Origin of the sequence: Bdellovibrio sp. ZAP7, assembly GCF_006874645.1 — a bacterium.
In the GTDB taxonomy this organism is placed as follows: domain Bacteria; phylum Bdellovibrionota; class Bdellovibrionia; order Bdellovibrionales; family Bdellovibrionaceae; genus Bdellovibrio.
Window position 1 is genome coordinate 3590952 of record NZ_CP030082.1, and the last position, 25552, is coordinate 3616503.

A 25552-nucleotide genomic window follows, 5' to 3' on the forward strand; every position below is an offset into this window, starting at 1 on the left:
AAAAAGGTGCCCCGGCTGGTCTTCGACCAAATGCGTTATAGTTTTAGCGGAAGTTCACAAAAAACTCAATGATAACTTAGGGATAGACAAACTTTGTCAGTCCCACTAAAACTTCGACACCCGCCTTCGCTTAAGCTTCGGCGGGCAGGCCCGCGGGAAAACGAGGAGCGATCTGTGGATGTATTGGAATTTGTTACGAAAAATTTGAATCCGGCACAGAAGGAAGCGGTTGAGACCCTGGAAGGGCCGATTCTGATTCTGGCAGGAGCAGGTTCCGGTAAAACCCGCGTTCTTACTCATCGCATGGCCAATATGATCGGAAACGGTGCCGCAAGTCCCGAAGAAATCCTGATGGTGACCTTTACAAATAAGGCCGCCAAAGAGATGGAACATCGTATTTACAAGCTTCTGACGGACCTTCAAGTTCCCGTTCACAGCCAGCTTTGGATTTCCACTTTCCATAGTTTCTGCGTGCGCGTTTTACGCCAGCACGTAACTCTTTTGGATTATAAACCGTTCTTTGGAATCTATGACTCTTCTGATTCGCTTGCGCAGATCAAAAAAGTTATGACGGCTTTGAACATCAACGACAAAATTTATCCCGCTAAAAACTTTCAAGGCCGTATCAGCAGCGCCAAGATGTTAGGCCTGACTCCCGACCAATTTGAAAAAGGCAACAAACGCCTGATGGATCAAAAAACGGTCGAGGTGTACAAAGCCTACGAAAACGAAATGAAAAAAGCGAACAGCATGGATTTCGATGATCTTCTGATGAAGACCTACGAACTTTTCCGCATGTATCCAGACATCCTCGCTCAGTATCAGCAAAAATTCCGTTTCATCATGGTGGATGAGTATCAGGATACGAATCACATCCAATATCTTTTGGTGCAAATGCTGGCGAAAGCTCACCGCAACTTGTGCGTGGTCGGCGATGAAGATCAATCGATCTATTCGTGGCGTGGGGCGGACATCAAAAACATTTTGGATTTCGAAAAAGACTTCCCAGAAGCGAAAGTTGTTAAGCTTGAGGAAAACTATCGTTCCTCTGCGAATATCGTGAATGCGGCGACCGCCGTGATCAAAAACAACTCGCAACGTAAAGACAAAACTCTTTTCACTTCCAATACGGAAGGTGATCTGATCAATGTGCGCGAAGAGCGTAACGAATACGATGAAGCTAAATTCGTCGCGAAAACGATTCAGACGATGATCAACGAAGGCGAAGGCTCTTACAATGACTACGCGGTGTTTTACCGCACCAATGCGCAGTCTCGCGTGCTTGAGGAACAACTGCGCACCTTTGGTATTCCTTACCGCTTGATCGGCGGCGTGCGCTTCTATGAACGCATGGAGATCAAAGATATCATTTGCTATCTGAAACTTTCCATCAACCCAGCGGACGATATTGCGTTCAAGCGTATTATCAATGTTCCTGCCCGTGGTATCGGTAAAACGACTGTCGAAAAAATCGAGGAGCTGGCTTTCCAAAAAAATATGACTTTGATGGAAGCCGCGGAAAAAGCAGTGAATGAACGCCTGTTCAACGCCGGCACTTCTGGAAAAGTTCGCAGATTCCTGGATTTGATGACAGAGCTTACGGCGAATGCAAATGCGTTTAAGCTGACTGATTTCTATCACATCGTATTGGATCGCTCTGAATACCTGATGGCTTTGAAAAAAGACGAGTCTCCGGAAGCCCAAGCCCGTATCGAAAACTTAGAAGAACTCGACAATGCCATCGCGCAATTCGCGAAAGAACGTGGCGAGGAATCCACTTTGACCAGCTTCCTGGAAGAAATGGCTTTGGTGAATGACGTTGACTCCTTGGATCAGGAACAAAACTCAGTAACCATGATGACGCTTCATATCTCCAAAGGTTTGGAGTTCCCGTATGTGTTCGTGGTGGGCTTAGAGGAAAACCTTTTCCCAAGTTCACGCAGTGCTGAATCGGAATCCGAAGAGGATGTTGAAGAAGAGCGCCGCCTCGCCTATGTCGGCATGACTCGCGCCCGTCAAAAATTGTGGCTGACTTATGCAAAGATGCGCCGTGTATGGGGTCAGGAACAGTTCAATCCACCATCGCGTTTCATCAAAGAAATCCCGACGCAGTTTGTGAACTTTAAATCCGCAGCGGCCGATGCACCTCGTTTTGTTTCTAGATATGGCACAAGTGGTAGTAATTCTGACGAGTACTTCCCAAGTGCGTGGTCTTCCTCGGGTTCCAGCGATCGCAACAAACCTCGCTCTGGTGGCGATGACTTTGATACTCAAGACTTCCCGGATTACGATGAGATGGGCTCATCCAGCAAGAGTTCTTACTCTAAAGGCATGCGCGTCCGCCATCCAACATTTGGAGTCGGCACGGTGTACTCCACAGAAGGTGCTGGGGATAATTTGAAGGTCAGCGTTATGTTCACGGACAATACCGTTAAAAAGTTCGTGGTTAAATACGCGCGTCTTGAAAGAGTTTAATAGAAATCCGGTTGACTCCTTTTTGATAAACAACAATCATTTTTGTTGAACTATTAAAGGAGTCTCATCATGAAAAAACTATTTGTAGCCGCAGCATTGATCGCTTCTGCAGTTTGCTCTGTAGCATCTGCGAAAGATTACTCATCAACTTCATTTACTTCTTACAGCTCTCAACCGTTGAACGAAGTAACGACTAATCTTACAACAGGTTACTTCTTCTCTGGCGAAAGATGTAAAGATTGCGACAGCGGCAGCGACCTAACTGTTAACGTCTCTTACCTTCGTTATTTGACTGACGGCTGGCAAGTGGGCGGCGAAGGCGGTCTTCAACTTCTTTCTAAACAATTCTCTGGAACTGGCAGCAGCGAAACTTTGATCACTCTTGTAGGTATCGGCGCTTACAACTTCCAATCTGATATCAAAACTTCTATGTACGCTAAAGCAGGCGTGGGCTTGTACCCTGTTCTTGATGGCACAAGCTACAAATCACAACTTGGTTTCTTTATCGGTGGTGGTAAACGCTTCCAAATCTTTAACAGCATCACTTACACTCCAGAAGTTCGCCTTGAAAAACACGGTGACTTGGATATGGGAATCAGTATCGCATTCCTAAACTTCTCTCTTTTCTGGAACTAACAGTTTCTTAAAGTTTGAATACGAAAGGCTCTGGGCAACCAGGGCCTTTTTTTATTTGTGGGTCCGGTTTTGATCAACTCCTAGCCTGGAGTCCTACTCGGAGTCAGGAAGCTTTTGATTTTGTCTTTCAAGTTGCTACGCTTTTAGTATGACAACATTCAAGTATTTCATCGTGGTTCTAAGTCTTTTGGTTTCTGCAGCATCTTTCGCAGCTCCCCGTCCAGGTTTTAAACTTATCGGTCCTAAAGGCGTCACTGAAGACAATGTGAAATTTCGCTGGATGAGTAACGACGGTGAAATCATTTTGAACTGCTCGCACGTCTATGACCGCCCCGATGCATGGGACTGGGATGTTTGGTGTGGCAAGGGAACCAAAATGCTGCGCGAATTCCGCGTGCATTTCTTAGTCCAAGAATACAATCACCCAAAACTCGAGAAAAAAGCATTTCAAGTTTTGTACTGGGTCACAGATCGCAACTCCGAACCACGCAAGTTTGATTCCATGTCTCAATGGCTGCAATTCAATGGCAAACCTGATGTGGAGTACTTCAGTTTCTCAGTCGGTGTAGAAAACGACTACGGCATTCTAGAACTGGATTACCGCCCTTAACGGGTAACAGTTCCCTTTTCGGAATGCGCCGCATTCCGAAAAGGGAACTGTTACCTCGGAGCCTTTGCAGACTTTAATTGATTCCACTCGTCAAGATAGTGATACAGCTGGGGCTTTTTTATTTTATCTGCTGTCGGGCTTACGTATTGTGCGTTCACCCCGTCCCAACCTGTATAGTTGCGAACGTTGCCTTCACGAGACGTTTCAAAATTTGGAACAAGATAAGTTTTGCCACCACCATCAGGAATATCGACCGAGAGATTTGGCATCGCCAAACCTGATAGATGCCCCCACAACTCTTTTTGAATTTCTAAAGAGTCTTCAATCGAAGTGCGCAGGTGATCGGTTCCTTGCGAAGGATCGCATTGGAACATGTAATACGGTTTTACTCGCAAGAACAACAGGCGACGATTCAACGCTTGCACCAAAGCTGGATGATTGTTTACGCCGTTAAGCAACACCATCTGATTCATAACTGGTACCCCGTTATCCACCAGCTTTTCCAGACCAGCAGCGGCTTCCGCGGTTAATTCGTTGGGATGATTAAAGTGCGACATCAAAAACACGGGCTTGTGCTTTTTCAAAATTTTAACCAGATCATCGGTGATACGCATCGGGCACACCACTGGCATACGTGAACCGATACGGATGATTTCCACATGCTCAATCGCACGCAAGTCACCCAGCACTCGATCCAACTGACCGTCACTCACCGTCAATGGATCTCCGCCTGACAAGATCACTTCGCGAATACCAGGATGAGATTTGATATAGCTAATCGCTTTTTCGTATTCTTCATTGCGGATGAAAGCTTGTTCCTGACCGGTGAAGTGCTTACGCGTGCAGAAGCGGCAATAAACACTGCAAATATCGGTGATCAAAAACAGCACGCGATCTGAATAGCGATGAATCACGCGTGGAGCGGGATTGTTTTTACGCTCCCCCAAAGGATCCAACATCTGCTGCAAACCTTCTTCGATTTCAAACTTTTGTGGCATCAAAATCTGGCGAATTGATTCGCCCTCACCACCTGCAAGGCTCGCATAATAGGGCGTCGTACGGATATTAAAAAGCTCCGCACCCTCACTGAAAGCAGCACGTTCGTTCTCAGTCAGTTCAAATGCCTTTTCAAAATCAGCTTTGGTCTTTAACGAATGACGAAGCTGCCAAGTCCAATTGTTCCAATCGGATTCAGCGATATCAGCAGGTTTACGGGAAGGGGGAAAATGCAGCTTCATTGAGAGGGTGTTATCGATGAATTTACGTCTATGCGCAAGCGGAAGCGCCACAAAGTGGCATTTTGGCGGCTTTTCCGCACCCGCCCCCTCTGTGGGCCTAACTTATTGATTTTTAGTGGTTATTTTCAATTCTCATAGTGAAACTCTAGAAGTTCGACATGTGAGTTTTTATAGGACACCGATCTCAACATGAGAATAGGCAAGATATTCGCGAGGTTATGTGTGCCAGCTCAGGGACCCTAAGTTGGCGCGCACTTCGCTTTACCTTCTAGTAGGAAAAAGGGTCTGGAAGACCCATTAACTAGGAGGACTTTATGAAATTCAACGATACACAAAAGAAATGGGCCATGACCGGTGTTCTATTAGCCGTGCTTGGATTTAATATCTCACCACCAAAATCTGTGAGAGGTTTCTCATTAACAGAGATGGCATCCACTGAAGACGTGAAGATCGACGAGATCACTCGCGAAGACGGTGTCTATGAAGCCAAATACTCTAAATTCAATGATAACCAAACCCTCGTTGAATATCGTAAAATCCTGACCGAATCCGGCGCCGAAGTAAACTGCGATACTTGTATGGAAAAAATGGTTCTAGATAAACCATTCGCAACACGCGTAGACGTCCTTAATATGAATCTAATGAAAGCGCTTTCAGCGGTAGAACCAAAAGTAGTTGCGGCATCCGCATCACGCGGCGAAGCTCGCAAACGTTCCGTAAGAGGCGTTAAGGAAGAACAAGCCGTTAAAGAAACTAAAAGAGCGCCTAAGGAAGAAGAAGAGGAAATGGATACAGAAGAAGAATCTTCAGCATTCTCCTCATCTCTAGCTTCCCTTGCGGAAACTTGTAAGGCGAAGAAAAAAGGCATGAAGCAACTAGAGTGCCTGTCTAACGGTCTTTCTAGACTCATGGAAAAGACTGAATCTGAAGAAATCGAAGATGCAGCAGTTAAGTCATTTATCCAACGCAAAGTTCTTCCACTTCAGGCAGACTTGGTTTTGAAAAACAGAAAAGCTCAGTACGAATATGCTTTGAACGGCGGAGAAGAACCAGCTGAGACAACTTTGTCTATCCTTAAACCAATGGAAGATATCATCGCAAGCATCCCGGAAGACCATGCAGCACTTCAATCAGCATTGGTTAAATCAACAGCTGCAGTAAAAGCATCTGAATTGAAATTTATCTCCAACTTGAACGCTCGTGCACAAAACAGTGAAGGTATCGAGAAAACAGAGTTGTTGAATGAATCTAACTGGAGAATGAACTCTTCAAGAACTATCGATAACGATTTGCAAAAAATGATTTCTCAAGCACTTTATGTGTCTGATGGAATGTCTCAAGCAAATAAATTGTCTTCAGCTCTTCAAGGTCAGTTGAACCAAGTTTGGGTAGACTACAGCAACGGCCGCCTAGGCTCTTCTGAAACTTTCCAAATTGGTGACGGCGTATACACTCGCGTAGGTACAGTAAATAACCGCGGTGGTGTAACTCCAACTCAAATCAACACAACAGGTGTGATCGTACCGAACACACAATTCACTCAAACGAATTTGATGCCGATCCAAGTTCCAACGAACAATGGCGCAGCAGCAGTGCCAGGACAACAGCAAATGTTCGCTCAGCCGCAACAACAAGTTCAGTTTGTGAACCAACAACCACAACAACAGTTTGTCGGTCAGCCACAGCAGTTCGCTCCGCAACAGCAATTCGCAGTACCGCAAACTCAAGCAGGTGTTGTGAATATGGGAACTTTCAGAACAGGTGGCGTACCAGCAACAGTTGGTAACGGCATCCAGGTAGTTCCTCGCCAATAATCTGACGAGAAACCACAATAACAGAATCCTCCAACGGGTCCATGACGGGCCCGTTTCCTACCAAGAGAAGAAAGGAGATCACATGAAAAAAAACATCATTGCTTCAATGGTAATGCTTTCTTTTTTGATAGGATGCTCCTTTTCAAAAGATAGCAACAAAGTAAAAACTCAACAAATCACCAGTCCGCCACCAGAAGATATTTTCAGCATTGTAAAACGCGGAAGCATTGATGACCTGATTGAAGAACTAAAGAAATATACTCCATATGATTTAACATATGCATCCAAAGATGGACGCTCATTACTGCAAGTATCAGTCGATCGTGGAAGCACAGAGGTCGCAAGCATTTTGTTAAATGCGGGGGCATCTCCATATTACCCGAATTCTAATGGAAAAAGCTTTTATAGTTCCTTCGAAGACTCAAATGTAATCGGAATTTCCATTGAAGCACACATTGCCAAAGGTTCGACATCTTACCTCGCAAAAGAATTTTCCTATTCGCGCCCTGACAAAATTCAATACTTAATCCGACAAGTTAATCAGTATCTTTTGCCTTGTGATCAAACGTTAGTACAACTTTTGAATAGCAGTGAAGGCCACGCGAACATATCTCTATTCTTAAGTGAAGTGAAGAACTGTGAACAAACGACAATTAGGAAAAACGTAAAATACATCTTTGAATCAGCCACAAAGAATTTCTTAGTTAAGGACAACATCTCCGGGCCAGACTATCTAAAAATTTTGAACACCATACCTGAATCGTTCAAATATGATCTAATTAATGTCAAATCCATCTCTAAATCATCTTCTTGGGAAATTGGTGTCCATCCAGAAGTGGTATTGAATATATTAAGAAAATATTATCCCAACAAAATCGATCCTATTTTAGCGGAACTCCAGAAGAAAAGAACAAACAACGAAGCAGCATTTGCGCTGGTTTCAAGCGAGGAAAAGTATACTCCGATGGCAAACTTAGGTGAATACTTTCGTTCACCAAACCAATATTCTTTAATTGAGGAATCTATAATTCAAAAAATTAATCCGGTACTATTAGAAGATGACGAGGATATACTATGAAGTACTTCATCTTTTTTATTTTAGTTATGGCGGGTTGTTCATTCAAAAAGAATTCATACTCAGATGGCAAAATTTTATCCGAAATGAATCGAGCATTGAGCAAAGAAGCCATCCGTACTATACAAGAGGATCCGGCTGAAGCTGCCATTAAGTATTTGGAATCGATTCCGTCAGAATCAATTTTGAATACTTCGCTCGAAAGTGAGATCGTTAGTAGCGCATTAATTCGTGGTGAAACTAAGCTAATCTCATACGTCACAAAAAGATTCTCTATATATATCGACGCAGGAAAACATCGTAACTACCTGCTCAATCCAGCATTTGCCTCAAATACTTTCGGCATGGTAACCACAATTAATGCACAACTGCTTGATGATTTGCAAAAAGTAGAAGAGAAAAGTATCAGTACATTTCTCAAGAAAAATAGAATTCCATGTATTGCATTATTTGACCTTACTCAAGAAGTTCGCCTTAGAATGGCCGCAATAAATATAAATCCAAACTTCGATAATTTTAACTACTACTTCCAGAATTCTGAAGAATGCAATCTTGCCAATTCAAAGTATAAATCGGAATGGATGGACAAAGGAGTAGCAGCACAGTTTGCGTCCAACGTCTACGAGACAAAAAACTTTCTTCTTCTCACAAGTTTATTTAATAACCATGAATACAAATCTGATCTTGGAAAATTTATTCCAAGATCATCCTTCGGTGAAATTGATTTAATTGGCTACATAAATCGAAAATATGGATCTGAACTACCGGAAGCTGGCCACTGCCTAGAAGAAATAACAAGAATCTCGAATAATTACTATAGCCAATTGGATCACGATTTATCGAAAATTGAAGACGACAAGCAAAAAGAAAAGTTTTTGAATAACATTGACTCTCAATTAATGACCTACCGACAACTTTCTCGAACAGCTATTCAAAGAACAGACTTAGCTTTGACAACTCCAAGTCGTGTTTTTCCTTGATTAACGAAGATAGATTTGGATTTGGGCTGGGATGTTGCGATCGAGATTGATCACGTTCATGCGGATGTCGCGTACGGAATCTGCCAGGAAGTTTGCGCTGGCATCGCGAGGGCCGCGGTAATCACCTTGAATTGTGAATGCGGAAACTTGGCCTTTGTTTTTAAGCCAGATCATTGGATTTTGAATGCGCACAGTGCCACGATTTACTCGAACCAGGATTTGCGAATAAACTTCTTTGGAATTCACGGGATAAATTTTCATTTGTGGTGCATTGGGGAAGATATTTTCAGTCGCTACCAATTTCCAATTACCTGCAAAAGCTGAAGCTGACATCATCAAAGTCACAAACATCGCGAAGAACTTTTTCATACAAACTCCTTACAAGACTTGAAATGCAAACGAGTGAACTCGAACTTCGGCGTCTTCAGAATAAAGACCCAAAGCCCCCGCCTGATCGTACAACGCTTCAGGCATCTGGCTACCGTGGTAGTCCATAATCTGAACCCCGTCACGAAAAACACGGAAACGTTGGCCCTGCTTGGCAAAATAGTACGTCACTCTCGCGCCGACCTCTTGTTTTGATTGCTCGGATGTCATTAAAAACTTCTGTCCCTTGTCTTCAAAGAATCTTCCCAGCTCCACTCCGGAATTAGGTTTCTGAATAAAGTAATTCGCAGTTTTAATCAGATGCGGATCTTTGCGGTAGTTGCTGATGAACCAAAAAACTTCCCAATCGTTGGGAGTTGAGGAACGCAATTGACGAATGGTTGTGACTTCCATTTTCACAACATAGTTATTTACGGGGGAATTCATCGTGTTCTTTAGCAACAAAAGGCTGGCAAACGTTTGCAGAGAGGTCTTAGCCGTTTGGGGATAAAAAACCAAATCACCCGTGCCGTCGACGTTAAACTTAACCTCACCGCCACCATCAAACGCCACCATCCAATATTTTGCCGTCAAAGGAACATTGATCAAACGATTGTACTTAGGAAGATCCATAGGCCGTGGAGCTTTCTGCGCACAGGCACTAAGAATTAAAAAGAAAGAGAGGCAAAGGACGGCTTTCATCGAAACATCATAGGACGAACTGAGAAAAAGGCAAAAAAAATCCCCGGGGGTTTCCCCCCGGGGCCTGCTCACCACCAAACAAGATGTAAAATTATGTCATCAAGCTGTCGTACAAGTTGCTATCAAGTTGTTATCAAAAGCTGATGGCGGCTTTAGAAACGAATCCAAATGTAAAGTCATTACCCTTATTCCCACCGGCGCCTGTACCGTTCTTCCAAGCTTCACCAGGGAAAAGTAGACCAAGCTGATTCACCCATTGAACACGTTCAATTGGTTTGTAAACTAGCTCGATATCCCATTCTAGGCCTAAATCTTTTTTCGCATCAACAGAATTTTGAAGCGTGTTCATCAATTGTGCATAAACCACGGTGTTGCGAAGAGAGAAACGCTCGTTGATTGTGTAATTCACTGAAGGAGCCAAGTAGAAAGCGTTTCCAACACTTTCATCGTCTGCCGAGTTACCATTATCCAAAACATTCGATGCTTGTCCCGTCGGAATATAAGTCGGTTTCACTGCGTTCGTGTTAAAGAAGTCAGCACCACCCAAACGGTGATTGAACATCAACATCGCAACATCATAGTTTTTATTGAATGCGAATCCGCTGAAGTTCGTTGCCGCTGTATCGCCAGTTGCCATACCCGTTTTGAAAGACCAGTCCCATTTAGATTCTCTTGCCGGGAAATAGAATTCCGCAGCCAATCCGTACCCGTCCAACGCTACGTTTTCGGAACCGTTTTTGATCCCTGTTTCGCCAGATTGGAAAGCACCTTCGATTTTATAACCGAAAGAGTCCCAAGCGCGACCCAAGATGAAGCTAGTTGTGTTGATGCTCATGTCACCACCCACAGTTCCAGTACCGCCACCTGTGTACGCAGCCAATTGATCAGCTGTGTAGTTCAAAGTCGTGCGTGCACCTTTTTTCTGTTCAACGTAAACGCCGATCACAGATTTCGCTTCAATGTTTTCGTATTGAAGTTGAGCACCCCAGAAAGTTTGGTTGTTACCTTGACCGAAGTCATTAGCAACAATACGGCCCATCATCGGCATCAAGAACCAGTCGCCCACGATGATTTTGTAAGCGGCCATATCACGAGTGTTATACCAGTGATCAAACTGACCTTTACCCGCAGAGTACATCATGCCCATACCGAAATCGAATGGCACACGACCCACCATCAACGAACCGAACTCTTGGTTCACGTTCAAGTATAACTGGCTTGCAGTCACAGATGCCGGACCTTGATTACCAGAAGTCGTTTGGTTGTCAGAAGTGTTCATCCCCCAGATAGTTCCCAATTGAGAACCTGGATAGATACTGCTGTTAAAGATATCCACGCGAGAAATGATGTTTACACCGTCCGCTGCGATGATTTTTGGAGTTAGATACAGGTAATTCAAACCATATGCTTTACGCTCAGTCGGAGATGTTAAAGAAGGTTTATCAACCTCTGTCCATTCCGCACGGTATCCACCTGACCAGTCCAAAGACATTGCGTGAGCCGCCGTTGACGACAAAGCAATGGAAAGACCCAATACTTTTAGAAAATGTGCTTTCAACATTTGTATTCCTTTACTTTTCTACCACGCCCATCACTTCAGTTTCGCGAAGGATGACGAGGTCTTCATTTTTTAATTTAATTTTTGAACCGGAGTATTGCGAGAACACAACTTTGTCCCCGACTTTCAACTCCATAGGCGTCAAGTGACCTTTTTTGTTCACATGACCACGGCCCACAGAAACCACTGTGCCATGCAGATTGCCGGAAACATCAGCCACGGTGTCTGGAATGTACAGTAAACCGCTTGCCGACATACGATCCGAACCAGAAGTTTGCACAATCAAACGATCATCCAGTGGCGTGACAAAATCACTGAGGTCCACCAACTTTTTCGCTGCTGGCTTCACCAAATGAGCCATAGCTGGCGCTTTGGTCTTCGCAACAGACGCTTGCGTTTTCACTGCGGATGATTTTTTCACAGAAGACGGAGCGGATTTCTTAAAAACTGCTTTTTTAGGTGCTGTTTTCTTGGCTACCGTTTTTTTAGCGGCTTTCGGAGCTGCTTTCGCTGCGGCTTTTTTTACTGGAGCTTTTTTTGCGACCTTGCCTGCAGACTTTTTTGCAGGTGATTTTTTAGAAACTTGTTTTGCGACTTTTTTAACGACCTTTTTTGCGGTCTTTTTTACGGCTTTCTTAGCAGAAGATTTCTTCTTAGCCACAACTTATCCCTTTCACGAAAAAACACTTCTACAGTGTCTATATTTCGTACTACTCTTATGTGCATGTTGCGACCAAGATTAAAGACCATTTTAATTCGTTTTACAATCCTCGTGACGCTTGCAATCATCGTGGGCCTTGGGATTGGTGTCTATTCCTATTTTTCTCTCGAAAAAGAGATGTCACAAAAGCTTGAGTCCAAGCGCTTCATTGTACCTACGGAGTACTACGCAGGGCCGCGAGTTTTCAGTGTGCGCAACAGCGCCGACGCCAACACTGTGGAAGGCCTATTTAAGAATCAAAACTTCCGTCGTCGGGACTATGATCAGCGTTTGTTGCAGGGCGATTACTTTCTGGCAGACAGAGAGCAGTGCAGCGCTCGCCTGCAATTGCCTTTGGATGAAAATCAGGTCGCTTGCTTTGCCTGGGTGAACAAAGATGTCGCAACCGACAAAGTTGATTCCAGCATGCAGGTTTTGGTCTTTCAAAATGATGGGACTATCTCGAAAATCTTACTGGGAGCGCCTTTCCAGGAGTCTCAAACTGCTTACGGCGAAGCCCCGCTTTTGGCACAGTACATCGGTAACGAACCTTTAATGCAAAAAACCGTGACATTGGGTGAAGTACCTCCCACTTGTTCAAACGCCATCATGGCAATCGAAGACGCGCAGTTTCTGGAACACGGCGGAGTCAGCATCAAAGGCATCATGCGTGCCGTGGTCAAAAATATCACAACCGGTCGCAAAGAAGGTGGCAGCACCATCACGCAACAGTTGGTGAAAAACTATTTCCTGACCAGCGAAAGAACTTTCAAAAGAAAGTACAACGAATTCATCATGTCGATCTTGCTAGAGTCTCGCTTTAACAAAGACGAAATTCTAGAGACTTACCTGAATGTCATCTATATGGGCCAAAATGGTTCGTTCCAGGTGCGGGGTTACGGAGCAGCGGCTCGTTACTACTTCAACAAAGAGGTTTCTGATTTAGATCTGTCAGAGTGTTCTTTGTTAGCTGCCATTGTGAACAGCCCGGGCCTTTACAATCCGTTCAAAAAGCCTGCGAATGCAGAACGCCGTCGCCACTTGGTTTTGGATAAAATGAAAGGCTTGGATTTTATCACCGAAGCCCAAATGACAGCCGCAGATCACATGCCTTTGCCAAGTGCTCCGATCACTCTGGCAACTGAAACAGCTCCGTACTATCTGGATGCCGTTCGCAAACAATTGGACTCGTTAAAAATTCCAGTTGAGGGACTGCGTATCTACACAGCTCTGGATCTGGAAGCCCAACAAGCGGCTCAGGAATCTTTGCGCAATCATCTGGATGGCCTTGAAAAAACCAACAAACACATCAAAGGCCTGAAAGAAAAGGGCAACAGCCTGGAAGGCATTGTTCTAGTCGGAGACAACCGCAGCGGCCTAGTAAATGTTGTTGTGGGTGGTCGCAATTATCGCATGACTCAGTTCAATCGCGCGATCGATGGACATCGTCAAGTTGGTTCGACAATGAAGCCGTTCGTTTATTTGACGGCGTTGATGAATGAAACTCCGGAGGGAAAACCTTACTCCCCGATCACGCTGCTCAATGATGAAAAGCAGCAGATTAAGTACGAAGGACAAACGTGGGCGCCGGAAAATTACGGCAAAAAATATTACGGCCAAGTTCCAATGTTCTATGCTTTGAAAAACTCGATGAATGCGGCAACCGCCAATCTTGGCATGCAAGTGGGCCTTGGCAACATCGTCGATATCGCTCATAAATTCGGAATCGACTCCGAACTAAAAGCTTTCCCGTCACTGACTCTGGGAGCTTTTGAAATGTATCCCCGCGAAGTTTTACAAAGCTATATGACGATCGCCAACATGGGACTTCGTCGCGATATTTCCTTTGTTCGCAAAGCTGTAAATGCGGAAGGCAACGAAGTTTACACTTTCGATCCGCATGAAAGGCAAGTGGAGGATCCTGCCACGGTCGCAAGCCTTATCAGCATGATGAAACAAGTGATCGTATCGGGTTCTGCTCGCGCGATTCCTTTGAATGGATTTACGAATCCTGCGGCAGGAAAAACCGGAACCACTAATGACAATAAAGACGCCTGGTTCAGCGGTTTCACACCTTATCTGACGACGATTGTTTGGGTGGGATACGACAACAACCTACAACACAAATTGACGGGTTCAAGTGGTGGCGTTCCGGTGTGGACAGACTTTATGAAAAAAATTGGCAGCCGTTATCCCGCTGACGACTTCGCTTGGCCAGAAGGCACCGTGAAAGTGACTTTGGATGAAGAAACACTAAAGGCCTTGAACGCTGTTCAAGCTCCATTCGATCCGACTTCAGTTGAATTGATTTTCAGAAAAGGGACGGAGCCATAGGCTCCTAGGTAACAGTTCCCTTTTAGGAATGCAGCGCATTCCTAAAAGGGAACTGTTACCTATAAAACGACTTCCAGGCCTTCGTGGGCGAAATCCCAAGAGACATTCGGAAGGATCTCATTGTTCGCGGCCGACGCGCGAGCCACAGCTTCATAGTATTCCCGAGTTTGACGACGCAATTCCAAAACATGATCCGTGCGAGCGCCCGGGTCATGATGTGCAAATAGAACTCGCTTGATGCCCTCACGGAAAGCAATTTCCAATCCCACTTGGGCGGCACTGTGCCCCCAGTTAGCTTTTTCTGCCAACTCCGGCAACGTGTACTGCGCATCGAAATACATCAAATCGATATTCTGATACAAAGGCAAATCCGCACCCAACTCTTCTTGAGTCACGCGCGTGCCTTCTGTATCCACACAATGCGCATAAGATTTACCATTCGCTTGAACTTTGAAACCCCAACAAGGATCTGGATGGTCGAGCTGATAAGGTGTCACTTTGAATTCGCCGACTTGAATCATTTTGCGTGGCTCTAAAACATGGAAATGAATTTTCGCCTGCAAGGCTTCAAACGGTACCGGGAAGTAAGGCTTTTTAAACAAACCACGAATCAAAGATTCCAGTTCCGGTTGCACAGCATAATAGTGAATTTCTTCGCCAGGAATAAAATGCGGAACAAAGAATGGCAAACCGATCACATGATCCCAGTGAAAATGAGTCATGAAGATATGATAAGGACCTTTTTTGCGATTCGCTGTGCCTTTAAGAATTCTTTCGCTGATCGAACGAATGCCACTACCACCATCAATGATAATTTGATCATTGCCATAGTTCAGCTCCACACAGGTAGTTGCTGATCCGTAACCACCTACAACAGGCTCTTCCATCCCCCGAATGTACATGGAGACCTGATCGGCACTGCGATGACCGGCAGTGAAAAAGTTCTGAAGAACTCCCTCAATGTGCTGTGCCCAAACTGATGGTGGTGGAGACGATGGCAAAGAGCCACGAACGCCCCAAAATTTTATGGAGAATGACATACCTTCTAAGGATGCCTCAGAATAAACACGAAACAAATTAATATTTTGTCCTGGGACCGACCTAGGTAGGTGACCCTCACAAAATTGGAATAAATTCCGGCAATAACAGAAGTTCGACTTAAATATCGCAACCGCTCTAACGGTGTCACCACGCCCCCTCGAGTAAGGATTACTCGAATGGCGGTTCCTTTTGCACCCACCCATTATACGTCGCAGCCAAAAGATGCATCGTAAGTGACTGAAATTACTTAAATAATTTTATAACTCCGGGGCCTTAAATTGGTACGCCTATTGCTTACTTCTGCAGTATGGAAATTCGGAGACAAAATGACATCATTGCTTTTCGTGCGCCGGGGGAAACCCCAGTGGCTTTTCATGCGCGAAATCTAGAGGTGGCAGACATCTCCGAAGAGCTTTGGGGGGAGATGACCCAAGCCTCCAACGACTCCCTTCGGTCCGTGTTGACTGACTGGAACAACGAAATCAATCCACAAACAACAACGACAGTTCCGGGTAAAGAAATCCGCGCGCTGACCATCAACGTTACGCAAATTTGCAATTTGAAATGCACATACTGCGCAGCTGGTGGCGACGGCACATACGGTGCCGCTCAAACTAAAATCTCAGTTGAAAAAACTTTGCCACAGCTAAAATACTTCCTGGAGAAGGTTGCTGATTCAGGAACTTTCCGTATCGGCTTTATCGGCGGCGAACCCCTGCTATATCCAGATGGCATTCGTGCTATCGCAAATTATGTGAAATTGATGACGGCTGGAAGAAACATTCGCGCGCAGTTTTCTATTGTGACGAATGGGACTTTGCTGACGGATGAAAACATCGCTTTGCTTGAAGAAATCAAATGCAATATCTCGGTGAGCATTGATGGCGAAGCTAAGTATAACGATGCCGCTCGCCCTATGAAAAACGGTCAAGGCAGCACGGCTGTTGTCGTTGAGGGACTTAAAAAACTTTTTGCTCGCAAAGAAAATTTTGGTTCCATCACTTTGCATGGTGTCTTTACAGCTGAAAACATGCACGTGGCAGAAGCTTATGAGTTTTATCGCCAATTCCCAGCGGATGCTTACGAATTCACTTACAGCGTTTCTGATTTGAATCAGGAAGCCAGTGATACTTTCACACGCGAGATGCGCTTGATCGCAGCGATGGCTTACGCTGAAGGTGGCGAGACTGCACTTCGTAAGATCAGCTTTTTTAATCGCATTTTCTCGGCGTTGGATGAACAACGTCGTACTGAAAACTTCTGTGGCGCCGGGAAATCCTTTCTGGTCGTAGATGCCCGCAACAACCTCTTTACCTGCCCTTGGGACGTTGGCAACGACGCCATGAAAGTGGGTCAAGGCACAGAGGTTTTCGAGGGCGCACTAGAAGAATACTCAAGTCCCCTGATTGAACAAAACAACTGCCAAAGCTGCTGGGCCAGATTCCTTTGCGGCGGCGGCTGTATGTATGTTCACAAGGAAGCTACGGGTTCAAAACATCAGAAAAACGGTCAATTCTGCGAAAGAACGCGCAGCTTGGTCGGAACAGCCATTTTATACTTTAAAAAAAGTCGTCAGACTGATATTCAAGAGGACAGTGACTATGGAAAACACTAAAAAAACTACGACACACATCAAGAAAGTAAAGCCTCGCGGCAACGTGCTTTCTGCCGTACCCACAGCCAGCGAATGCATCCCAGTTAAGTAATCAGCTAAATAACCTGGAGCTATTTAAAACAATATGAAACTGCCAAGTCCATTCGAGGAAACAACGAACTCCTCGAAACCAGTGCAATACCGCGTTTACGCGATCAGAGCTGTATTAGCTATGATCATGGCGTTCCTTATTGCGCAAATCAATTTGGACTATGTGGAGTCATGGCTTTATGACTTCCGCATCCGCTCGCAGCTCTTCCAAAGAACTTCTGAAAAAATTGAACTGGTTTACATCAAACCCTCAACAGTTCAGGCTTTCAAAGGTCAACCGAACGCCAAGGACCAGACAGCGATTCTTTATAACCTTTTGGCCGCTCACCCGCGTGCTGTGGTTTATGATTTTGCGATCGACGACGCCCAAGGCAGTGAAGAAGACAAAGCGGAATGGGCGAACCTTATCGTTCAAAGCACCAATGTCTATGTGGCAACTCCTGACACCCCACTAAAGGGCGAGGAGCGCAGCCTCTATTTACCTCTGCCGTTTGATCATGTGCGCATGGTTTCGGCTCCAAAAACTTCTGATACTATTAACTTTGCCAAAGACCGCGTCACTCGCCGCATGCTTTTGTCCTATCAGGATTCAATGATGCTTCCTGTGACTTTGGCGGGCTTCTATAATCCTGATGTTTTAGATTTTAGAAAAATCCGCGGTTACTTTGATTTCTATGATACCAAGCAATCCTTTATTGACTACCGTCGACCTGGCTCCTTCCCGTCGACCGTGTTCGACGATCTGGCCAATGGCAAAGTGGATTGGACTAAATTCGAAGATAAAATCGTTATCATCGGGACTGATTTAAATATCAGCGAGTCAGACTATATTCTGACTCCTTATAGCCGTATTCCTTCGGCTATGACCCGCATTGAAATGCAGGCAAATATCATCGATACCCTGATCCGTAACTCCAGCCCGGTCAGAATGCCAACCTATGTGAACTGGATCCTGCTGACTTTGATTTCCATCCTGGCAATTCAAATCGTCCTGAGCATGAGCCCGGCAATGGGTTTGGTGATTTTAGTTGGAACACTGACAGGATTTTCGGTTATTTCGTTCACTTTGTTCTGGTTATTCGGCTGGTGGATCACCATGGCGGCTCCGTTGTTGGCGGGTTTCCTGGTTTACTATTTCTTTATCCCTTACCGTCTGATCATCGAAAACCGTCGCAGCTGGGAATACTATCAAAAGAATAAACTTTTGAGTCAGGTCGAAGAGCTTAAGACGAATTTTATCTCGATGATGTCCCACGATTTGAAGACACCGATTGCGCGGATTCAAGGGATGACGGATGTGATCTTGGCTGATCAGGTGCAATTGAGCACGCAACAGCGCGAAGCCGTGGATACGATCAAGCATTCCTCTGACGATCTGTTGAAATTTATCAGCTCGATTTTGAATTACGGAAAAATTCAAAGCGAAGGCGTGGAACTGCACATGCAAACCAAGGACATCAACAATGTCCTTCAGGAAGTAATCCGTAAGCATGAGTTCCTGGCGAAAGTAAAACGCATCCAGATCGTGTCAGAGCTTGAACCGCTGTTCCCTATTCGTATGGATCCGGATTTGATGCGCCAAGTGCTTTCAAATCTGGTGGAAAACGCGATCAAGTACAGCCCGGATGACACGAAAATCCTGGTCACCAGTGAGGAAAGGGATGAACGAGTTGTCATTCAGGTTTCTGACCAGGGACCGGGAATTCCCGAGGACGAACTGAATAATATTTTCATGAAGTTCTTTAGAAGCAAAAACGTAAAGAGCACGCAGATAAAAGGCTCGGGGCTGGGCCTTTACTTGGCTAAATATTTTACAGAACTACACAAGGGACGCATCTTTGTGGAGTCGAAAGATGGAAAAGGTTCCACATTTACGGTAGAACTGCCGATGGAACAAGGGGGCGTAAATGCTTAAGGTTTTGGTAGTAGACGACGATCAAGGGTTGAGACTTTCAGTTAAGACAGCCCTTACATCCAACCAACGTTTTGACGTCGACGAAGCATTCGATGGCATCAACGCCATGGAAAAAATTAAAGCCGGTACGACTAAGTACGACCTTGTTATTCTTGACGTCGACATGCCTCGCTTAAACGGCCTGGAAACTCTTCGCGCTATCAAAGAATACGACTCTGGTATCATCGTGATGGTGATGACCGCGCATGCCACTTTGAACGATGCTGTTCAAGCCGTTAAAGACGGTGCTTACAATTATCTTTCCAAACCAGTTGCGGGTGATGAACTATTAGCTTTGATCGATAAAGCCGTGAACGCTCACAACTTGATTTCCAATATCGCATTCTCTGCCCCTGTGATGGTTGAAGAAGGTCGCAAGATCATCGGTCACACATCCCAAATGCAGAAAGTATTTAACATCATCCACCGCCTTGCCAAAGTGGACACTCCGGTTTTGATCCGTGGTGCCTCCGGTACAGGTAAAGAGTTGGTCGCAAAAGCGATCCATTTCAACTCGGCTCGCAAAGACGAAAAGTTCGTGGCGATCAACTGTTCTGCAATTCCAGAGAACTTGTTTGAATCTGAATTATTTGGTCACGAAAAAGGCTCGTTCACTGGCGCTGATCAACGTAAAATCGGTAAATTCCAATTCGCTGAGGGTGGCACTTTGTTCTTGGACGAAGTCGGTGACATGCCTCAATTGATGCAAGTTAAAATCTTGCGCGTTCTTCAGGAAAAACTATTCACTCCTGTGGGCTCGAACCGCGAATTCGCCAGCAACGTACGTATCATTGCTGCGACAAACCGTCCTTTGGAGGACATGATCAAAGCCGGAACTTTCCGTGAAGACTTGTTCTATCGCCTGAACGTCGTACCTATATTCTTGCCAGCTCTTCAAGAGCGTAAAGATGATCTTGAGCACATGATCAACATCTTCATCAAGAAGTTCAATCAAGCTCAAGGCAAACGCATCAATGGTATTACTCCGGATGCGATGGCGGTTCTTAAAAAACATTCTTGGCCAGGAAACATCCGTGAGCTTGAGAACGTGATTGAACATGCTTTCGTTCTGGAAACGAGCAACTTGATCACTTTGGCATCTTTGCCAGAGGCTTTGTTGATCGCAACAGGTACTAACTTGATCGATCTTTCACCGTTTGAAACGGCTCAGAACGTGGCTTCTGCTGGCATCGTTAAAGCAGCAAAAGCGCATGTGAGTTTGGGTGAAGACGATGAAAATGCTGGAAGTGATATCGACTCTGAAGACCTTGAAGGTGAAGAGATTGTTCCTTACTCTGGCGAGAATCTTGATTTCAACGCGCAAAAAGAAGCGTTCGAAAAAGAGTTTATCATCAAGGCACTAAAAACTTTCCGTGGTCGCATCAATCAAACAGCGCTTCACGCGAACATTCCGAAAAAAACTTTGCTACGCAAAATTGAAAAATACGGAATTATCGCCAAAGACTACGCAAACTAATTTCATTCTTTTCAGCTCCAGCAAGGCCTTCCATTCCCGGAAGGCCTTTTTTATTTCCGGCCGATACGCGATAAAAATAGGTGCCTAACTAAAAGTGCCGGCCTGAATGCAAGTGAAAGTTATCAATAAAAAATCGGTTTCTGCATCGCCTCTAGTTATTTAATCCAAAAACAATCACCAGATCTAGTGTTGCACGTTTTTTAAGCACAATTTGTTTAAGAATCATGTCGACGATACATTGACTCGATGTTGTGAAATTTGTAACGTCAGCCCCTCGACCCCGGAGAAATTCTAAGACATGACCATGAATCCCTTGCCACCGCAGGCTTACACAAAAGAGACGCTGCTGAAAGCCTACCAATGGCTGATGTCGCAAAACTCTAATATCAAGGAGATCGCAACAACTCCTGATATGCTGGTAAGTCTTTACCTAAAATCGGTGCGTGATGGTGAAAGCGCTTTGGAGCGCCCAAGTATCAAGAATTTCAAATCCGAATTGAAAAGCTTATCAGCAATGATGGGCGAGCTGGATCGTCCCAACCAAAATCATGGAACCGGTGCGACTTATCATCAGCAAGCTTCGCAACAACAACCCGTTCAGCAACAACAGCACATTCCGCAACAACCCGTTCAACAGGTTTTGCAAGCTCAGCCGATTGCGCAACCACAAGTGGTTCACGTGGCGCCAACGATGGTTCCTCAAACTCAAGTCTCTTACACAGAGAAAACCCTGACGGCGACAACTCAAGATTCCGATGTGATGGTCCTTTTTGATTGCGGGACTAAATCAATGATTCAGGAAGTCAAAGACGAGTTCAATTTGAGTTCTGAACTAGAAGCCTTGCGCATGCTCGTAAAAATCGGTTATGTGAAGTCTAAAGGCATGCTAAAATAGTTTAAGAGGCCCACACATGAACAAAAAATACATCTGGCTGGCAGCGATTGCAGGCTTTTTGGTCGCCTTAGACCAAGTAACGAAACTCTATATTCACACACACTTTCACCTGGGTGAATCTGTTGTTGTGATCCCAAACTTCTTTAATTTTACTTACGTTAGAAACTTTGGTGCGGCGTTTGGATTTTTGGCAGAAAGCCATCCTTCCTTCCGCGAGTTGTTCTTTCTAAGTATGCCACCTATCGCATTGATCATCATCATGGGTATCTTGCGCGGGGTGAAAAACGAAGACACGAAACAAATCGTCGCTCTTTCCAGCATCTTTGGTGGTGCGATCGGGAATTATATCGACCGCATCCGCTTCCGCTATGTGATCGACTTCCTGGACTTCCATATCTATGGAAAGTGGAGCTGGCCTGCGTTCAATATCGCTGACATGGCGATCGTGGGCGGAGTGGGACTCCTACTTCTGTTAATGTTCCTGGAAAACAGCAAAAAGAAAGAATCAGAAAAAGGCGCTTAAAGGCGCCTTTTTTTTGACCGTAAACTTTATGGATTCGGTATTTGGCAAACAGGACTAGCCCTGGACCTAGACATATTTCCGTTCACCGCCGAAAATTTATCTATGAAAAAAAGTCGTTTTTTCGTAGCGCTCGTTTCATTGATTTCTCTTATTTGTATCGCCTATGAAGTGGATAACTACACCCTTCGCTATCAATCTTTGCCCGACTCTCGGGATGCGATGAACGACGAAGTGAATCGCATGCTTCGAGAGGCTCAAGCAAAACTAGAAGGCAAAGGCTGCAATCCAGACAAACTGGTCACAGCAGTTCACGACACCTTGGGCGGTTGGGTCGTGGGGAAACTGGAAGAATTTGCTTCGGATTCGGATACAGTGAAAAAGCATAAATCTCCGTCTGATAACATTTATTCCAAGCGAAGTGCCAAATCCAAATTGTCAGGCTTCATGATGACGTTTGCGGGTCTTAATGATTCCGTAAATTTAAATGGCCAATATGTGGGCGCAGATAAATTTGGTCATTTTATCGATCAGGGTTGGGAATACTATAAAGAATATGAAAGCCGACAATCACCTAGTGAAGGTACGGCGGCGGCCTTGAAATATGGCGTCGGCCTGGAGGAAGGCGGATTCGGCCTAAGAGCGACGGGAGTCAAATCCCACGGCGACCTTGCTGCGAACTATTCTGGATTTCGTTTTTGGCTGAATCTGCATAAAGGTGATGTACCGTACTTTAAATGTGAGAACGATAAATGGACGCAAGTTCGCCAATTTGATTTTATTGATTACGTAAATCCTGCTTGGGACGAAGCGATCAACTGCAGTGACTTTAAATCTGATGACATGGCGACTTCCGTTGTCGAGCGCGCCACAGAACTGGAAGAAACAGCTTTGAAAAATGGTAAAACTCAGCGCTATGTCTGTCCGGTTTCACCGAACGACTGTGTGAAAATGAAAAAGTACTATGGCGATAAGGCTCCTATGATTCTTTCTGAGAAATGCCTGAACGCCAAACCCGAGGCCGATAACACTCGTCACTCGGCACAAATTTCTGCTCAAGAACTTGGGACTTCCAAATATAGCAAACGCGCACCTAAAACGACTGAAACGCCTCAACCTACACAGGGGACACGATGAAATACGTAATTCTTATCTCTCTTTTGATTAGCCAAATGTCTTTCGCGGTGACGATGAAACCAGCGACAAAGATAGCTCCGACTAAAAACAGAATGACTGCAAACACGGAATATTCTGCGGAAATTAAAGTCCTTTCGTCTTTGATTGGCTGTGTGAAATCAGGGACAAGCCCAGACGCCATCCGCGCCTGCAGCAAAGACTTGCTTTCTGAATCTTTGAAACAGAAACACCGTGATCTGGTTTTGACTTGGTTTGAACAACAAGTGGAAATCAGCTATCCGGCAGCTTGCCCCGCATCTGATTTGGAATTCATCGATAAAGCAGTTTTAGCGAAATCCAAAGCGACTTTGTGCTCGAGCTTTGCTCGTGGTGATCAGACCAGACAAGTCATGTTCTTTATGAGCGAAGAAAAAGGCCAATCGCGCCTTTTGAATCTTAAAGAAAGATAGAATCAGAAAAAGGCGCTTAAAGGCGCCTTTTCTTATTTATTGGGAATGTTCTTGCGGAGCTTGCGTTGCAGGCTCTGCCTGTGAAGTCCCAATTTTTTTGCGGCCTGAGTGATATTTCCATTCGAAGTATTCAAAACGTAATCAATATACTCCCGCTCCATACGCGCCAAAGAGATCTCGGATTCATCTTTAGGAGCCTCAGAAACCTGCTCCTCGGTAAAAGCACGAACAATCATATCTGGTGTCACAGGTTTTGCCAGAAAGTTTTCGGCCCCCAGCTGCATGGATTTTACCGCAGAAGCCACCGATCCAAAGCCACTCATCATCACGATGCGAGCGCCAGGAAATTTTGCCGTTAGCAGCTTAATAAAATCTAAACCATTGTCATTACCAACACGCAGATCCAGCAAAACTCCATCCGGTGGATTCACGCGGTCCAAGTTAGGAAGTTCTGCAAAACTTTGCACGACGAAATCGCGCTCTTCCAGCTCCTGATGCAGAACATCTCTTAAGCGAGAGTCGTCTTCGATCAGTAAAAGATTTTGAACGCTTTTTTTCATTTCGACTCCTCGTAAGGAATCGACAGACGTGCCGTCGCTCCTTTGCCGGGATTGTTATTACGAAGGCTAAATTCGCCGCCCATGGACTGCGCCGTCATCATGGCCGAGTAAACCCCCAAGCCGTTACCGTTTTGTTTGTTTGTATTAAACGGCTCACCCAAGCGTTCGATAATTTCTGAAGCCACACCGGAGCCTGCATCGACCACTTCGATCACGATCTCCCCGGCATTTTGATATACACGCAAGGAAATTTCCGAGGCCGACACCGAAGCTTCTTTAGCATTATCCAAAAGATCGAAGACTGTTTGGGCGAAGGATAGCGGCTGAAGACGGCAAAATAGTTCCCCCGGAGCCCATTCTTTTTTCAAAGTGATTTTATTATCGGCTTCCCAGGACTGAACGATGTCTTGCAATACAGAATGAACATTGAGCTTTTGCAAATCACCATCAGCGGATGTGGCAAAGACGCCCACCATTTTTTGAAAGATTGAAATACACTCATCCAATGACAACTGGGCTTGTTGAATTTCAGCGTGGGCTGCGACGGGATCACCCAGCTTGCGAACGCCACGATCAAGGCGAAGTTTCAGGGAATTCAGCGGTGTCGCCATTTCGTGGGAGAACCCTGCTGCCAAAGCTCCCAAAGATTTCAGACGATCGGCGCGGTGTTGGCGGTTTTGCAAACTGCGAATGCGCTCTTCCTGTTTTTCCAATAAAACGGAAAACAAACGCGCGACAAACCAAGCACCAACCACAACGACCCATTGAAAAAGAAAATGGAAAGCCATTTCTTTGCGATCCACATTCAACGTCACAGCAAGGTCTTTGTTCGTCTCGCTTTGCAAGATTGCCAGTAGGCCCAAAAGAATCACGGCAAATAAAAGACTGCGCTTATTTCTAAGAAGCATCCCTCCCAAAAAAGCGTGCAAAGTCAGAACAGCGATAAATGGATTCGCCGCAGATCCACTGACAAATAAAAGTCCCGCCACTGCGAGCAAATCCACCAACAGCTGAACAAATAATAACGACTGCTCTTTCGCGGCGGAAGTTTTGCTCCAGATACCTTGAGTCAGACCATTGAAAACCGCGAGCAATGCCACCACGGCCATAAAATAAAAGAGCTGCTCTTTTAATAAGTATCCAGACTCCAAAAGAGGAACGGTGCCGACCATCATGAAAATGATCGCGATCCATCGGAAACGCACGATTCCCTGAATCAAGGATGTGTCGGGCCAAAATGATTTAACGACAGAGGATAACATGGGCTTTTCATAGTCCAGAGAGGGAGACACAGCAAGCTCTTGCGTATTTCCGCAACTATCCGCT

At 45.1% G+C, this 25552-nt stretch carries 22 protein-coding genes; 14 read left to right on the top strand and 8 right to left on the bottom strand.

Translation table 11 applies throughout. From position 1 onward, the window contains the following. Window positions 1-174: 174 nt before the first annotated feature. The 3 genes from DOM22_RS17175 to DOM22_RS17185 all read left to right on the top strand — a co-directional run bounded on the left by DOM22_RS17175 (window position 175) and on the right by DOM22_RS17185 (window position 3721). Window positions 175-2475, top strand: coding sequence for an ATP-dependent helicase (locus tag DOM22_RS17175; RefSeq protein WP_142701548.1), 2301 nt, complete (start codon window positions 175-177; stop codon window positions 2473-2475). A 69-nt stretch (window positions 2476-2544) separates the two neighbouring features. Then, complete coding sequence (locus DOM22_RS17180) at window positions 2545-3111, top strand: hypothetical protein (protein ID WP_142701549.1); 567 nt, start codon at window positions 2545-2547, stop codon at window positions 3109-3111. Window positions 3112-3259: 148 nt separating this feature from the next. After that, window positions 3260-3721 (top strand): hypothetical protein, encoded by a 462-nt coding sequence (locus DOM22_RS17185; RefSeq protein ID WP_142701550.1) that lies wholly within the window; start codon window positions 3260-3262, stop codon window positions 3719-3721. A gap of 50 nt (window positions 3722-3771) precedes the next feature. Here DOM22_RS17185 and DOM22_RS17190 read toward each other — a convergent pair whose 3' ends face one another. After that, entirely contained in the window at window positions 3772-4959 is a 1188-nt protein-coding gene (locus DOM22_RS17190) for a KamA family radical SAM protein (RefSeq protein WP_142701551.1), read from the bottom strand. 314 nt (window positions 4960-5273) lie between these two features. Between DOM22_RS17190 and DOM22_RS17195 the strand changes: the two genes are divergently transcribed. The 3 genes from DOM22_RS17195 to DOM22_RS17205 all read left to right on the top strand — a co-directional run bounded on the left by DOM22_RS17195 (window position 5274) and on the right by DOM22_RS17205 (window position 8828). Then, on the top strand, window positions 5274-6773 hold the full coding sequence (locus tag DOM22_RS17195) for a hypothetical protein (RefSeq protein WP_142701552.1): 1500 nt from the start codon (window positions 5274-5276) through the stop codon (window positions 6771-6773). Between the two features lie 82 nt (window positions 6774-6855). Then, on the top strand, window positions 6856-7851 hold the full coding sequence (locus DOM22_RS17200) for a hypothetical protein (RefSeq protein ID WP_142701553.1): 996 nt from the start codon (window positions 6856-6858) through the stop codon (window positions 7849-7851). Next, the gene (locus tag DOM22_RS17205; RefSeq protein ID WP_142701554.1) at window positions 7848-8828 is read left to right on the top strand and encodes a hypothetical protein; all 981 of its coding nucleotides are present in this window, start codon (window positions 7848-7850) and stop codon (window positions 8826-8828) included. The genes DOM22_RS17200 and DOM22_RS17205 overlap by 4 nt, the downstream gene beginning before the upstream one ends. Here the strand turns inward: DOM22_RS17205 and DOM22_RS17210 are convergent, their stop codons facing one another. From DOM22_RS17210 to DOM22_RS17225, 4 genes are all read right to left on the bottom strand, one after another. Further along, window positions 8829-9197: a hypothetical protein gene (locus DOM22_RS17210; RefSeq protein ID WP_142701555.1), complete on the bottom strand. Its 369-nt coding sequence runs from the start codon at window positions 9195-9197 to the stop codon at window positions 8829-8831. 9 nt (window positions 9198-9206) lie between these two features. Then, window positions 9207-9896: a hypothetical protein gene (locus tag DOM22_RS17215; protein WP_142701556.1), complete on the bottom strand. Its 690-nt coding sequence runs from the start codon at window positions 9894-9896 to the stop codon at window positions 9207-9209. Between the two features lie 133 nt (window positions 9897-10029). Further along, the gene (locus DOM22_RS17220) at window positions 10030-11457 is read right to left on the bottom strand and encodes a hypothetical protein (RefSeq protein ID WP_142701557.1); all 1428 of its coding nucleotides are present in this window, start codon (window positions 11455-11457) and stop codon (window positions 10030-10032) included. A 10-nt stretch (window positions 11458-11467) separates the two neighbouring features. Then, the gene (locus tag DOM22_RS17225) at window positions 11468-12115 is read right to left on the bottom strand and encodes a co-chaperone GroES (protein WP_142701558.1); all 648 of its coding nucleotides are present in this window, start codon (window positions 12113-12115) and stop codon (window positions 11468-11470) included. 111 nt (window positions 12116-12226) lie between these two features. On the opposite strand from DOM22_RS17225, the gene DOM22_RS17230 reads away from it, so the two are divergent. Then, window positions 12227-14488, top strand: coding sequence for a transglycosylase domain-containing protein (locus tag DOM22_RS17230; protein WP_246845724.1), 2262 nt, complete (start codon window positions 12227-12229; stop codon window positions 14486-14488). Window positions 14489-14547: 59 nt separating this feature from the next. On the opposite strand, the gene DOM22_RS17235 is transcribed toward DOM22_RS17230, so the two are convergent. Further along, on the bottom strand, window positions 14548-15528 hold the full coding sequence (locus DOM22_RS17235) for an MBL fold metallo-hydrolase (RefSeq protein WP_142702290.1): 981 nt from the start codon (window positions 15526-15528) through the stop codon (window positions 14548-14550). A 365-nt stretch (window positions 15529-15893) separates the two neighbouring features. On the opposite strand from DOM22_RS17235, the gene DOM22_RS17240 reads away from it, so the two are divergent. The 7 genes from DOM22_RS17240 (at window position 15894) to DOM22_RS17270 (ending at window position 23666) form a co-directional block, all read left to right on the top strand. Next, window positions 15894-17144: a radical SAM/SPASM domain-containing protein gene (locus DOM22_RS17240; RefSeq protein ID WP_246845725.1), complete on the top strand. Its 1251-nt coding sequence runs from the start codon at window positions 15894-15896 to the stop codon at window positions 17142-17144. Window positions 17145-17268: 124 nt separating this feature from the next. Continuing rightward, on the top strand, window positions 17269-19149 hold the full coding sequence (locus tag DOM22_RS17245) for an ATP-binding protein (protein WP_142701560.1): 1881 nt from the start codon (window positions 17269-17271) through the stop codon (window positions 19147-19149). Further along, complete coding sequence (locus tag DOM22_RS17250; protein WP_142701561.1) at window positions 19142-20665, top strand: sigma-54 dependent transcriptional regulator; 1524 nt, start codon at window positions 19142-19144, stop codon at window positions 20663-20665. The genes DOM22_RS17245 and DOM22_RS17250 overlap by 8 nt, the downstream gene beginning before the upstream one ends. Before the next feature lie 298 nt (window positions 20666-20963). Next, entirely contained in the window at window positions 20964-21560 is a 597-nt protein-coding gene (locus DOM22_RS17255) for a hypothetical protein (RefSeq protein ID WP_142701562.1), read from the top strand. A 16-nt stretch (window positions 21561-21576) separates the two neighbouring features. Beyond that, window positions 21577-22083: a signal peptidase II gene (gene lspA / locus DOM22_RS17260; RefSeq protein ID WP_142701563.1), complete on the top strand. Its 507-nt coding sequence runs from the start codon at window positions 21577-21579 to the stop codon at window positions 22081-22083. 102 nt (window positions 22084-22185) lie between these two features. Beyond that, window positions 22186-23217 carry a hypothetical protein gene (locus DOM22_RS17265; RefSeq protein WP_142701564.1) on the top strand — a complete coding sequence of 344 codons (1032 nt, stop codon included), beginning with the start codon at window positions 22186-22188 and terminating at the stop codon, window positions 23215-23217. Further along, a complete protein-coding gene (locus DOM22_RS17270) occupies window positions 23214-23666 on the top strand; it encodes a hypothetical protein (protein ID WP_142701565.1) in 453 nt (150 codons plus the stop codon). The genes DOM22_RS17265 and DOM22_RS17270 overlap by 4 nt, the downstream gene beginning before the upstream one ends. Window positions 23667-23698: 32 nt before the next feature. On the opposite strand, the gene DOM22_RS17275 is transcribed toward DOM22_RS17270, so the two are convergent. Beyond that, on the bottom strand, window positions 23699-24226 hold the full coding sequence (locus DOM22_RS17275) for a response regulator transcription factor (protein ID WP_142701566.1): 528 nt from the start codon (window positions 24224-24226) through the stop codon (window positions 23699-23701). Next, window positions 24223-25518 (bottom strand): sensor histidine kinase, encoded by a 1296-nt coding sequence (locus DOM22_RS17280; protein WP_246845726.1) that lies wholly within the window; start codon window positions 25516-25518, stop codon window positions 24223-24225. Before DOM22_RS17280 ends, DOM22_RS17275 begins: the two co-directional genes overlap by 4 nt. Window positions 25519-25552 lie beyond the last annotated feature (34 nt).